The sequence below is a fragment of the Pseudomonas moraviensis subsp. stanleyae genome, assembly GCF_036283065.1.
In the GTDB taxonomy this organism is placed as follows: domain Bacteria; phylum Pseudomonadota; class Gammaproteobacteria; order Pseudomonadales; family Pseudomonadaceae; genus Aquipseudomonas; species Aquipseudomonas stanleyae.
Genome location: NZ_JAADJI010000006.1, coordinates 207,501 through 219,645 on the forward strand (window position 1 = coordinate 207,501; position 12,145 = coordinate 219,645).

Sequence of the window (12,145 nt, forward strand, 5' to 3'; positions counted from 1 at the left end):
CGTTCCCGCCAGGCTCACGCCCGGACGCCCGGAACCGTAACAGGCCTCACGACCCGCTACAGCGCAGCTTCCAGCCCGCGCGAGCGCTCCTGACGAGCCTTCGGAACCGCCGCTGGACCGGACGGGATTGCGTCCTCTTAAACGTGATTCGCGCCAGGCAAGACTCCCATTGGGCCAAGCCCTAACTAAAACAGGATTACTCATGTCCTTTGCTTCCCTCGGTCTCTCCGAGGCTTTAGTCCGTGCCATCGAAGATGCGGGCTATACCGAGCCTACTCCGGTGCAACAGCGGGCCATTCCCGCCGTGTTGCAAGGTCGCGACCTGATGGTTGCGGCTCAGACAGGTACCGGTAAAACCGGCGGCTTCGCCCTCCCGATTCTGGAGCGGTTGTTCCCCAACGGTCACCCGGACAAATCCCAGCGTCATGGCCCGCGCCAGCCACGCGTACTGGTCCTGACCCCGACCCGCGAACTCGCGGCCCAGGTGCACGAGAGCTTCAAGATCTACGCCCGTGACCTGAAATTCGTCAGCGCCTGCATCTTCGGCGGCGTCGGCATGAACCCACAGGTCCAGGCCATGTCTCGTGGCGTCGACGTCCTCGTTGCCTGCCCGGGTCGTCTGCTCGACCTCGCCGGCCAGGGCAGTGTCGATCTGTCCCACGTGGAAATCCTCGTCCTCGACGAAGCCGACCGCATGCTCGACATGGGTTTTGTGCACGACGTGAAGAAAGTCCTCGCACGTCTGCCGGCCAAGCGTCAGAACCTGCTGTTCTCGGCGACGTTCTCCAAAGACATCACCGACCTCGCCGGCAAGTTGCTGCACAACCCGGAACGCATCGAAGTGACGCCGCCGAACACCACGGTCGAGCGCATCGAACAACGCGTATTCCGCCTGCCGGCCAGCCACAAGCGTGCGCTGCTGGCACACCTGATCACCGCCGGCGCGTGGGAACAGGTGCTGGTCTTCACCCGCACCAAGCACGGCGCCAACCGTCTCGCTGAATACCTGGACAAACACGGCCTGCCGGCGGTGGCGATTCACGGTAACAAGAGCCAGAACGCCCGCACCAAAGCCCTGGCCGACTTCAAGGCCGGTGAAGTGCGCATTCTCGTTGCCACCGACATCGCTGCCCGTGGCCTGGACATCGACCAGTTGCCGCATGTGGTCAACTTCGAGCTGCCGAACGTCGACGAAGACTACGTGCACCGTATCGGCCGCACCGGCCGCGCCGGTCGTTCGGGCGAGGCGATCTCGCTGGTCGCGCCGGACGAAGAAAAGCTGCTGAAAAGCATCGAACGCATGACCAAACAAAAGATTGCCGACGGCGATCTGATGGGCTTCGACTCCAGCACCATCGAAGCCGAGAAGCCGGAAGCCCGCGAGCGTCCGGACATCCGCAACCCGCGCAATTCCCGTGGCCCACGCGGCGACGGCCCGAATGGCGGCGGTGGTGGCGGTGGTCGCAAGGACAAAGGCAAAGACAAGGGCAAGGAAAAACCGGCCGGTGATCGTGGCGAGCGCCCTGCCCGTCAGCAGAAACCGCGCGAAGGCACGCCGAGCCGCGAACAGCGTCCGAGCCAGCCACCGCGTGCAGCGGCTGACCGTGCCCCGGACGAGTTCCTCGACGACGATATCGATAACTTCGGTAACCGCGTTGATTACGTGCCGAAAGCCGCTCCTGCCGGCGGCCGTGGCCGTCGTCCGGGCGCCCCGGCGCAAGGCGCAGGCACTGGCGCACCACGCGGCGGTCAGCCACAGGGTCGCCAGAACGGTCCGCGCAACAGCAACGGTTCGAGCACCGGCACACCACCGGCCAAACGCAGCGGCCCGCGCAATGGCGCACCGCGTGACGGTCAGGGTCGTCGTGACGAATCCGCGCCGCGCAACCGCCGCCCGGCCCGTGACGATCAACCACGCAGCGAACCGGCCGTGCAGAACCCGCGCAGCAACGGTCCGAAGATCATGCACAAGGAATCGAAAGCCGACCGCTTCCCGACGCCTGAGCAGCTCGATCAACTGCCAACCCGCCCGCGCGGCGAGAAACCAGCACTGCTGACCCGCAATCGCTGAGTTCAAGCCGCCATGAAAAATGCCCCGACTCGAAAGAGCCGGGGCATTTTTTTACCTCTATTATCTCTGCCACACCGCAACCCCCCTGTGGGAGCGAGCCTGCTCGCGAAAGCGTCGGATCAGTTGCATCTCTGCCGAGTGACATACCGCTTTCGCGAGCAGGCTCGCTCCCACAAGGAATAGCGTGTTGCAGCAATAAAAACGCCCCCAGCCTTGCGACCGGGGGCGTTTTTCATGTGGCGGCGAAAGTTATTTCGCTTTCACACCTTCAAACGAAACGTACAGTTCGACCGCGTCAGACTTCGGACCGAGGTCTTTCTGCTTGCCGAAATCGGAACGCTTGATGGTGGTGGTGCCTTCGAAGCCGGCACGGTAGCCGCCCCATGGATCCTTGCCTTCGCCCAGGAAGGTTGCCTTGACGACAACTGGCTTGGTCACGCCCAGCAGGGTCAGGTCGCCGGTCACGTCAGCCGTGTTGGCACCAGTGGATTTGACGCTGGTGGACACGAAAGTGGCTTTGCCGAATTTGCTGGCGTTGAGGAAGTCAGCGCTGGCGATGTGCTTGTCACGCTCGGCGTGGTTGGTGAACACGCTGGCAGTGTTGACGTTGAACTCGATCTTGCTGTCTTCAGGCTTGGCAGCGTCGAAGCTGAACTTGCCGTCGATGTCCTTGAAGGTACCGGTGATGTAGCTGTAGCCCAGGTGGCTGATCTTGAAGTCGACGAAGGCGTGCTGGCCTTCCTTGTCTACTACATAGTCAGCAGCCATTACGTTGGCGGACAGCACGGCAGAACCGATTGCCAGAGCGGCCAGAGTCTTTTTCAACATGCTTTCTTTTCCTTTGAGTCGAGGTTGAATTTCAGGCTTTGCGACCAAGCATTCGGGTGAGGGTCGCATCACGATCGATAAAATGGTGCTTCAATGCTGCCAACGCATGGAGACCGGAAAAAATTACCAGTGCCCACGCCAGCCACAGATGAATCACCCCAGCGGTATCTGCCTGACCCGGTAGTCCGGAGAGCAGAGCAGGAACTTCAAACAGGCCAAACACCGGGATCCCGACACCGTCTGCGGTGGAAATCAGGTAACCGGCAATCATCACAGCGAACAGCGCCAGATACAGAAACCCATGGCCGAATTTAGCGCCAATGCGGGTCATGCGGCTGTAGCTTTGCAAGGTTGGCGGCGGTGGGCTGATGAAGCGCCACAACACCCGCAACACCATCACAGCGAGCAGCACGAGGCCGATGCTCTTGTGCAGGTCCGGCGCGTCTTTGCGCCAGGTGCTGTAGTAATCCAGCCCGACCATCCACAGACCCAGCGCAAACAGCCCGAAGACCGCCAACGCCACGACCCAATGCATGAAGATGCTGACCCAACCATAGCGCGAAGAAGAGTTACGTAGCTGCATTGCCCAAATCCTGTGAGAACTGCGAACCAAGACTAGCGAGTTATCTATCGAATTAAAGCGGAAAATTTTGCTTTGAAATATCGAGAAATACGATCAAGAGTCTGCGAGCGGGGTGTTAAGGAAGGATTAAAGGCGATTCCTGCGTGGAGCGCTTGTACAAATGACGGGGGCTGCATTGACCATCGTCATCTCTGCACACGCAGACGGCGAAACTCGCCCCTGATAACTATGTACCGCTGATGCGCAATTCAAACCTGCTCGAATGATGCTTCTTTTCATTATTCAAACAGGCACGAAAACATGGCTCTGCGATATACGCCCTTTCAAGCAAGTGGTTCTTCTGTACTGCCTCCCAATCAAACGATGTCTGCGGGCCAATTCCTGCAATCCGAGAACGGTCGATTTCGTCTGATGCTGCAAAGCGACGGGAACCTCGTGCTCAAGGACGGTGAGGCGATCATCTGGATCGCCGACGCCAATCAACCTTACAGCGCAACTTTGCACCCGAAGAAGATGCGCGAGCCGCTGCAGTTTGTGATCAGCAACAGCGGCTTTCTTTATGACCCCTCCAGGCGACGATTATGGATCGCGGAAAGCACGCATAGCGCCGACAAGTCGCTTTGGTACAACACATACATGACTGTGCAGGACGATGGAAACCTGGTGATTTACGACCAGCGCACGGGCAGTCTGCGCTGGGCGCGTTTCGGTTTCATTCCTGGGCGCCTGCGCAAACCCAAGCAAAAGTGGCTGAGGAAACTGCCGAACGGGACAGAGTTCTTCAAGTGGGAGTTTTAACTGACCAGCCATTCATGGCCGGTCAGTTATGAAGTACCGCCGGCGGTTGCAGGCATTCGGCACTGTAGGGGTCTATCTGGCACTTGTGCGCCAGTTCAGAACCATAACCGCCGGGGAAAAATTGCCCTTTGCTACATCCGGAAAGTGCAATCAAAACCAGTATCGCGATAAGCGTTTGCATAGCATGCCTCCAATTTTTTCCAGCATAAAATTGGCGCGCTGGCAGCCGCTATCACCTGGTTCCGAGTGTTTTGTGGGAAGCCTCCGGTACGCAGGTAAGTCCCGTAACCAGATGACGAAGGACAGAAACGCAGGGCAAAAAAAACGCGACCCGAGGGCCGCGTTTTTCATGGGAGCAAAGCCTTACTGCGCCTTGGTCTCGGTGGTCGCTGCCGGCTTGGCCGCTGGCTTCTTCGCCGGTTCAGCGTTTTTTGCCGCAGGTTTCGCCGCAGGCTTTTTCGTTTCGGTTTTTGCCGCAGGCTTCTTCGCTGGCTCGGCTTTTACCGGCGCCGCTGGTTTCGGTGCTTCCACCGGAGCTGGCGCAGGGGCCGGGGTCGGTGCAGGCGCTGGAGCGACCGGAGCAGGTGCTGGCTCTGGCGCTTTCGCTGGCTCAGGCTTCTTCTCGTCATCCGAGCCGCCGAACAGGTTGCTGAAGAAGTTGCCTTTCTTCGCTGCCACGGCACCCGCCGCACCTGCCGCTGCTGCAGCCGGAACCACTTTCACCGGTTCGAACGATTTGCCTGCCGCCAGATCTTCAACCTGACTGGCCGCGCGCTGGCCGGTGCGCAGTGCGCCTTCCAGAGTGCCCGGGTACAAGGTGTCGGTGTGTTCGCCGGCGAACGCTACGCGTTGCAGCGGGCGTTCCCACAGCCGCCAGAACTTGCTGATCTGCCCCGGACCGTAAGCGAGGTAGGCACCACCCATCGACGGGTCGGTGCTGTAGCGACGGATTTCATAACCGGTAAACGAGCCACGGGCCTGTGGATAAAACGCGTGCAGACGGATCAGCACCTGATCGACCATCTGCTTGTCGCCGAACGCCTGCATCACGCGGGCATTGTCGCCGGACAGGTTGATCACCACGTTGGCGCCGCCCTTCAGCGCCGGTTCGATCCACAGCATGCCCAGACCGGTATTGCTGTAAATCTCGCCGGACATGCGCGATTTGCTTTCCCACACTGGCGTCTTGAACTTCAGCATGATCTGGTCGCGCCAGCCATAGTTGGTGCCTTTGATCGCCGCCAGGTGCTGAGCATCCAGCGCTGGCGTCAGCGAAATCTTGTTCAGTGCGCGCAGCGGCACCGCCAGTACCACGTAGTCAGCCTGATAGCCGACGCTTCCGACCTTGACGGTCACGCCGTCCTTGTCCTGGGTGATGGCCGAGACCGGCGAGCTGGTCTTGATGGTCTTGATCTGTTTGACGAAGGCCTGGGCCAGCACCTGGCTGCCGCCGACCAGACGCGAGGCGCGCAGGTCACGGTCGGAAACGCCGCGATAGACGCGGTTCTGCTGAGCGAAATACAAAAGCGACAGACGCGAAGGTTCGTCGTAGTGGGTGCGAATGTCCTGGTTGATCAACTGACGCGCGGTGGCTGGCAGGTTCTGCTTGTCGAGCCAGCTCGATACGGTGATCTGATCCAGCGCATGCAGGGTCGCGGTCGCGGCCGGGTTCTGCGGGTCGTCGATCGAGCGCGCCAGATCGTCGAGGGTTTTCTGGTAGCGCTTGAGCGCATCGGCGGTGGCTGGCTGCTTGGTGGCCAGATCAGCGGCGGAGAAATAATCGCCGTCGATCAGATAGCTCGGGGTACGGACTAATTCCGGCGCCGGCGTGGTGCCGAGCTTGAAAGTCGAGACGTACTTGTTCAGCACCGGCTGGGTCTTGTCGTTGCCGATCCACTCGCTGGTGGCCATGCCCGAGCGCCCACCCAGGCTCGGCTTCGCTTCCAGCAGGGTGACCTGCCAGCCCTTGTTCTGCAGCTCGTAAGCGGCAGTCAGACCCGACAGGCCGCCGCCGATCACGATTGCGGTTTTATCCTTGGCCAGCGCCGTAACGCTGAACAGCCCCAACATCACCAGCGCACAGGCGCGCAGCCAACCGACAGACATTCAGCGAACTCCGGAAAAACATGTGGGAAAAAGCAGTTTTGCGAGTCAGACGACTCAAAGAACCGCGAAGAATACGTTAGCCATCAAAACGCCGCCAGCCACGTCTATCGCCTCAGACAAAGTAGCTCAATCGACACAATGGGTTGTTCCCGCGCGATGCATTGCATAGGCTTGCGCGATTGTTCGCCCGCGCTTGACGCGAGCCGCCTCGAGGAGACTGTAAATGGGCCTGAATAACCAGTGGATGCAACGCGATCTCGCGGTGTTGTGGCATCCCTGCACCCAGATGAAAGACCACGAACAGCTGCCGCTGATCCCGATCAAGCGCGGCGAAGGCGTCTGGCTCGAAGACTTCGAAGGCAAGCGCTACCTCGACGCGGTCAGCTCGTGGTGGGTCAATGTGTTCGGCCACGCCAACCCGCGCATCAACCAGCGCATCAAGGATCAGGTCGATCAACTCGAACATGTGATTCTCGCCGGCTTCAGTCATCAGCCGGTGATCGAGCTGTCCGAGCGCCTGGTGAAGATGACCCCGGAAGGCCTGAATCGGGTGTTCTACGCCGATAACGGCTCGTCGTGCATCGAAGTCGCGCTGAAAATGAGCTTTCACTACTGGCTCAATCGCGGCCAGCCCAACAAGAAGCGCTTCGTCACTCTGACCAACAGTTACCACGGTGAAACCATGGCAGCGATGGCAGTCGGCGACGTGCCGCTGTTCACCGAGACCTACAAAGCCCTGCTGATGGACACCATCAAAGTGCCGAGCCCGGATTGTTACGGGCGCCCCGAGGGCATGAGCTGGGAAGAGCATTCGCGCAACATGTTCGCTGCCATGGAACAGACCCTGGCGGAAAACCATGACAGCGTCGCGGCAGTGATCGTCGAGCCGCTGATTCAGGGCGCCGGCGGCATGCGCATGTATCACCCGGTCTACCTCAGGCTACTGCGCGAGGCTTGCGACCGTTACGGCGTGCACCTGATCCACGATGAAATCGCCGTCGGCTTCGGCCGCACCGGGACGATGTTCGCCTGCGAACAGGCCGGCATCCGCCCGGACTTCCTCTGCCTGTCGAAAGCCCTGACCGGCGGCTATCTGCCGCTGGCAGCGTGCCTGACCACCGACGAGGTCTACAGCGCCTTCTACGACGATTACCCGACCCTGCGCGCGTTCCTGCACTCGCACAGCTACACCGGCAACCCGCTGGCGTGCGCGGCGGCGCTGGCGACGCTGGACATTTTCGAGCAGGACAACGTCATCGAGAACAACCGGGCCCTCGCTCAGCGCATGGCCTCGGCGACGGCGCATCTGGTCGATCACCCGAACGTTTCCGAAGTGCGCCAGACCGGCATGGTCCTGGCCATCGAGATGGTCAAGGATAAAGCCACGAAAGAGGCCTACCCTTGGCAGGAACGCCGTGGCTTGAAGGTGTTCCAGCATGCGCTGGAACGTGGCGCGCTGTTGCGGCCGCTGGGCAGCGTGGTGTATTTCCTGCCGCCCTATGTGATCACCCCGGAGCAGATCGACTTTCTGGCTGAAGTGGCCAGTGAAGGCATTGATATTGCGACGCGTGACAGTGTCAGCGTTGCGGTACCGAAAGATTTCCATCCAGGCTTCCGTGATCCGGGCTGAACCCCCAATCCAGCAAACCCCGTGGCGAGGGAGCTTGCTCCCGCTGGAGGCCGAAGGACTCCCGACCCCAGGCGACGCGGTAAAACAGGCATACCGCGCCGACAGGATTTGCGACTGCTTCGCAGCCGAGCGGGAGCAAGCTCCCTCGCCACAAAAACACTGCACCGCCGCCATTCTGTGCCCATTTTCAAGAGACCCGAAATGAGACTGTCCCGCTTCTTTATCGACGCCCCGCTGAGCACCGGTGAACACGAATTGCCCGAGGCCCAGGCGCATTACATCAGCCGCGTGCTGCGTATGGCCGAAGGCGATGCCGTGCAGTTGTTCGACGGTTCCGGCCATGAATTTCGCGGATCGCTGGTGGAAGTCGGCAAGAAGCGCGTCGTCATACAGATCGACGAGCAATTCGCCGGGCAGGTCGAATCGCCGCTGCAGATCCACCTCGGCCAGGGCCTGTCCCGGGGGGAGCGCATGGACTGGGCGATTCAGAAAGCCACTGAACTGGGCGTCACGGAAATCACCCCGATTTTCAGTGAACGCTGCGAAGTGCGCCTCAAGGACGAACGCGCCGACAAGCGCTTGCTGCACTGGCGTCAGGTGGCGATCAGCGCCTGCGAACAGTGCGGGCGCTCAAGGGTGCCGGTGATTCATCCGCCGGTGCTATTGGCAGACTGGCTCAAGCAGACCGAGGCCGAGTTGAAACTGGTCCTGCACCCGGTGGCCGAGCCGCTGGTCAGTCATGCCAGACCGGCGACGCTGGCGTTCCTGATCGGGCCGGAGGGTGGCTTGTCAGATACCGAAGTCGAGCAGGCCAAGACCAACGGCTTCCACGCCGCCCGCCTCGGCCCAAGGGTGTTGCGCACCGAGACCGCGCCGGTGGTGGCGCTGGCGGTGGCCCAGCAACTTTGGGGGGATTTCTAAGGCCCCAAAAGATCGCAGCCTTCGGCAGCTCCTACAATTGAAATGCATTCCAATGTAGGAGCTGCCGAAGGCTGCGATCTTTTGATCTTGCTTCAAAGGACGTAGAACAGAATCGCGACAAAATGCAGCAAGCTCCCGGCAATCACAAACAGATGCCAGATGCCATGGGCATGCCGCAGGCGGTGATCCAGGGCAAAAAAGATAATCCCCACCGTATACAAGACCCCGCCCGACGCCAGCCAGGCAAACCCCGCCGTACCCAGCGCGGCAATCAGCGGTTTGACCGCGACCAGCACGATCCAGCCCATCACCGCGTAAATCACGATCGACAGAATCCGCGCCTCGGAGCGCGGTTTGATTTCTTGCAGAATGCCGATCAACGCCAGCCCCCAGACAATCCCGAACAGCGTCCAGCCCCACGGCCCGCGTAACGTCACCAGACAGAACGGCGTGTAGCTGCCGGCGATCAACAGATAGATCGAAAAATGATCGACCTTCTTCATGATCGCTTTCTTGCGCCCGCGCACGCTGTGGTAAACGGTCGAGGCGCTGTACAGCACCAGCAAGGTGAACGCATAAATCGCCACGCTGACAATCTTCCATGGACTGCCGTCGAGGCTGGCGATTACCAGCATCCACACGCCGCCGATAAACGCGGCAATGGCTCCGACCAGATGGGTCCAGGCGTTGAGTTTTTCCCCGTGATACATGTATTGCTCACCTCACATTCGTTACCGCAGCGCGCAAGGCTCGGGCCTTGAGCGTAAAAGCGCAAGTTTGCGTTCAACACGATCCCCTGCAGGAGCTGCCGAAGGCTGCGATCTTTTGATCTTCCGTGCACAATCGCCGCATTCCAAAAAGAGTCCGCGCCATGCTGATCGACGAAGAATTGACCCTGAAAAAACTCGAGGTGTTCCTCGCCTTCATGCGCACCGGCAACCTTGCCCGCGCCGCCGCCGAATTGCAGACCAGCAACGTCAGCGTGCACCGCGCCATTCACTCTTTGGAAAACGCCCTGCGCTGCCCGCTGTTCAAACACGAGGGCCGCAACCTGACGCCGCTGGAAAGCGCTTATGTGCTGGAAGAACGCGCGCAGAAGCTGATCAACGACGTCGTCGAAAGCGTGCGCCTGACCCGCGAAGCCGCCGGGTTCTCCGCCGAGCGTTTCAAGCTCGGCTCGCTGTATTCGCTGACGGTGAAGACCGTACCGCAGCTGATCATGGGCCTGAAAATCCGTCGCAGCGAACTCAACATCGACCTGATCCTCGGCTCGAACATCGACCTGCTCTACAAGCTGAAAAACATGGAAGTCGACGCAATTCTGGTGTCGCTGGACGACAGCATCAACGATCCGGATTGCGAACAGATTGCGCTGTTTTCCGACGACATCTTCCTCGCCACCCCGGCGGATTCGAAGTTCGCCCAGCGCAGTGAAGTCGATCTGGCGGAAGTGCGCGACGAGACTTTCATCACCCTGACCCAGGGCTTCGCCACGCATCAGGACGGTGTGCGGGTATTCAAACAGGCGGGGTTCGAGCCGAAGGTGGCGATGCAGGTCAACGACATCTTCACCTTGCTGAGCATGGTCAGCTCGGGGGTGGGTTATGCGTTGCTGCCAGGAAGGATTGCGGCGGTGTACGAAAATCGGGTGAAGCTGATCCCGTTGCAGGAGAAGTACCGGTTGCAGCAGCACATTGGCGTGGTGTTTCTGAAGGCCAAGGAGCGCGATCCGAACTTGTTGGCGTTATTGGCGGAGTGTCGGATGTATGCCAATCGCCAGGTTGGGGTTTAGATCAAGATCAAGAGCTACCCCCTCACCCCAGCCCTCTCCCCCAAGGGGGTGAGGGGGGAAGGGAGCAGATCTTCATGGGTTTCAAGACCTGAGTTCGACACAGGAATGTCAGGTCGGTGTAACTCGAACAAGCACGTCGGTCAGTCCCCTCTCCCCCCGGGAGAGGGCTAGGGTGAGGGGCTCTTGATCTTCAGCCGACAATCGCGCGAACAATGAAGAACAACAACGATGGCCCCAGCAAACACCCTAGCCCGGTGTGAAAGGTAGCCGTCAACGCCCCGTACGGCACCAAGCGCCGATCCGTCGCCGCCAGCCCCGCCGTCACCCCACTCACCGTCCCGGCCAGCCCGCCAAAGACCATCGCCGAACGCGGATTGTCCAGACCCATCCAGCGCGCCGCAACCGGGGTGCCGACCATCACCAGAATCGCCTTGATCAACCCGGTGGCAATCGACAGCGCCATCACATCCGACGTCGCGCCGATCGCCGCACCGGTCACCGGCCCGACGATATATGTCACCGCGCCCGCGCCGATAGTGGTCATGCTCACCGCATCGCGATAGCCGAAGGTCCAGGCCATGCACGCGCCGACAATGAATGGCAGGATCGTGCCCAGGAGCAAGGCGATCACGCCGATCATCCCGGCCTTCTTCGCTTCGGTGGCCTGCACTTCGAAGGCGGTGGCGACGATGGCGAAGTCACGCAACATCGCCCCGCCCATCAGGCCGATGCCGGAGAACAGCGTCAGATCGGCCAGGCCTTTTTGCCCGCCGGTCATGGTGCCGCCGACCCAGGCCAGCACCAGGCCGATGACGATGGCGATCGCCGAGCCGTGGATGCGCCCGAAGGTCAGGCGCTTGGAGAGAATCACCGACACCCACATGATCACGCCGACGAAGGCGAACGCGGTGACCAGCCCATTGTGTTCCAGACCTTTTTCGATGAGATCCCACATGTCAGCGACCTCCTACCGGTGTGCCGACCGTGGAAATTTCCGCCGGTTCATCAGGCAATGGCTCGCCTTTATGCGTGCGGCTGATCAGGGCAATCGTGCAACCACAAACCGCCACGGAGCCGATTGCCGCCAGCACCGCCACCGGGCCGCCGTGCAGGGCGGTGACGACGTTCTGTTGCGCGGCCATCGCCACCACCACCGGAATGTACATCGCGCCCCAGAAGCCGACGCCCATCTCGCAATCCTTGGTCATGCCGCCGCGCTTTTGCATCCACAAGCGCGCGCAGATCAGCAGAATCATGGCGATGCCGACCCCGCCGACGTTGGATTTGACGCCCAGCAAAACACCAAGCATGTCGCCCATGATCACCCCTGCCAGCGTACAGATCGCCAGCAGTGCCACACCGTAAATAATCATTGTTGTAGTCCTCAAAATGCATCGTCGAATTGTTCTTGTTGTT

Annotated in this window: 11 protein-coding genes; 5 read left to right on the forward strand and 6 right to left on the reverse strand. The window is 60.5% G+C overall.

The window, feature by feature from the left end:
• Positions 1-202: 202 nt before the first annotated feature.
• On the forward strand, positions 203-2,071 hold the full coding sequence (locus GXB78_RS12590; RefSeq protein ID WP_253496728.1) for a DEAD/DEAH box helicase: 1,869 nt from the start codon (positions 203-205) through the stop codon (positions 2,069-2,071).
• A 249-nt stretch (positions 2,072-2,320) separates the two neighbouring features.
• Here GXB78_RS12590 and GXB78_RS12595 read toward each other — a convergent pair whose 3' ends face one another.
• Entirely contained in the window at positions 2,321-2,899 is a 579-nt protein-coding gene (locus tag GXB78_RS12595) for a YceI family protein (protein WP_039757580.1), read from the reverse strand.
• Between the two features lie 31 nt (positions 2,900-2,930).
• Complete coding sequence (locus tag GXB78_RS12600; protein ID WP_329515617.1) at positions 2,931-3,482, reverse strand: cytochrome b; 552 nt, start codon at positions 3,480-3,482, stop codon at positions 2,931-2,933.
• Positions 3,483-3,782: 300 nt separating this feature from the next.
• On the opposite strand from GXB78_RS12600, the gene GXB78_RS12605 reads away from it, so the two are divergent.
• On the forward strand, positions 3,783-4,280 hold the full coding sequence (locus GXB78_RS12605; RefSeq protein ID WP_123417826.1) for a hypothetical protein: 498 nt from the start codon (positions 3,783-3,785) through the stop codon (positions 4,278-4,280).
• Positions 4,281-4,643: 363 nt separating this feature from the next.
• Here the strand turns inward: GXB78_RS12605 and GXB78_RS12610 are convergent, their stop codons facing one another.
• Positions 4,644-6,386 (reverse strand): flavin monoamine oxidase family protein, encoded by a 1,743-nt coding sequence (locus tag GXB78_RS12610; protein WP_329515618.1) that lies wholly within the window; start codon positions 6,384-6,386, stop codon positions 4,644-4,646.
• Between the two features lie 223 nt (positions 6,387-6,609).
• Between GXB78_RS12610 and GXB78_RS12615 the strand changes: the two genes are divergently transcribed.
• Positions 6,610-8,016, forward strand: coding sequence for an adenosylmethionine--8-amino-7-oxononanoate transaminase (locus GXB78_RS12615; RefSeq protein ID WP_329515619.1), 1,407 nt, complete (start codon positions 6,610-6,612; stop codon positions 8,014-8,016).
• A gap of 201 nt (positions 8,017-8,217) precedes the next feature.
• Entirely contained in the window at positions 8,218-8,937 is a 720-nt protein-coding gene (locus GXB78_RS12620) for a 16S rRNA (uracil(1498)-N(3))-methyltransferase (RefSeq protein WP_329515620.1), read from the forward strand.
• A 92-nt stretch (positions 8,938-9,029) separates the two neighbouring features.
• Here the strand turns inward: GXB78_RS12620 and trhA are convergent, their stop codons facing one another.
• Entirely contained in the window at positions 9,030-9,647 is a 618-nt protein-coding gene (gene trhA, locus GXB78_RS12625; protein WP_039757573.1) for a PAQR family membrane homeostasis protein TrhA, read from the reverse strand.
• A gap of 161 nt (positions 9,648-9,808) precedes the next feature.
• Between trhA and GXB78_RS12630 the strand changes: the two genes are divergently transcribed.
• Positions 9,809-10,729 (forward strand): LysR family transcriptional regulator, encoded by a 921-nt coding sequence (locus GXB78_RS12630; RefSeq protein ID WP_329515621.1) that lies wholly within the window; start codon positions 9,809-9,811, stop codon positions 10,727-10,729.
• 190 nt (positions 10,730-10,919) lie between these two features.
• Here the strand turns inward: GXB78_RS12630 and madM are convergent, their stop codons facing one another.
• Both madM and madL read right to left on the reverse strand, forming a co-directional pair.
• Positions 10,920-11,684: a malonate transporter subunit MadM gene (gene madM, locus GXB78_RS12635; RefSeq protein WP_329515622.1), complete on the reverse strand. Its 765-nt coding sequence runs from the start codon at positions 11,682-11,684 to the stop codon at positions 10,920-10,922.
• A gap of 1 nt (position 11,685) precedes the next feature.
• On the reverse strand, positions 11,686-12,102 hold the full coding sequence (gene madL, locus GXB78_RS12640; RefSeq protein ID WP_329515623.1) for a malonate transporter subunit MadL: 417 nt from the start codon (positions 12,100-12,102) through the stop codon (positions 11,686-11,688).
• Positions 12,103-12,145: the final 43 nt, after the last annotated feature.

Coding starts and splice junctions, on each gene's coding strand:
- GXB78_RS12590 (WP_253496728.1), top strand. CDS start 203: ATGTCCTTTGCTTCCCTCGGTCTCTCCGAGGCTTTAGTCCGTGCCATC.
- GXB78_RS12595 (WP_039757580.1), bottom strand. CDS start 2,899: ATGTTGAAAAAGACTCTGGCCGCTCTGGCAATCGGTTCTGCCGTGCTG.
- GXB78_RS12600 (WP_329515617.1), bottom strand. CDS start 3,482: ATGCAGCTACGTAACTCTTCTTCGCGCTATGGTTGGGTCAGCATCTTC.
- GXB78_RS12605 (WP_123417826.1), top strand. CDS start 3,783: ATGGCTCTGCGATATACGCCCTTTCAAGCAAGTGGTTCTTCTGTACTG.
- GXB78_RS12610 (WP_329515618.1), bottom strand. CDS start 6,386: ATGTCTGTCGGTTGGCTGCGCGCCTGTGCGCTGGTGATGTTGGGGCTG.
- GXB78_RS12615 (WP_329515619.1), top strand. CDS start 6,610: ATGGGCCTGAATAACCAGTGGATGCAACGCGATCTCGCGGTGTTGTGG.
- GXB78_RS12620 (WP_329515620.1), top strand. CDS start 8,218: ATGAGACTGTCCCGCTTCTTTATCGACGCCCCGCTGAGCACCGGTGAA.
- trhA (WP_039757573.1), bottom strand. CDS start 9,647: ATGTATCACGGGGAAAAACTCAACGCCTGGACCCATCTGGTCGGAGCC.
- GXB78_RS12630 (WP_329515621.1), top strand. CDS start 9,809: ATGCTGATCGACGAAGAATTGACCCTGAAAAAACTCGAGGTGTTCCTC.
- madM (WP_329515622.1), bottom strand. CDS start 11,684: ATGTGGGATCTCATCGAAAAAGGTCTGGAACACAATGGGCTGGTCACC.
- madL (WP_329515623.1), bottom strand. CDS start 12,102: ATGATTATTTACGGTGTGGCACTGCTGGCGATCTGTACGCTGGCAGGG.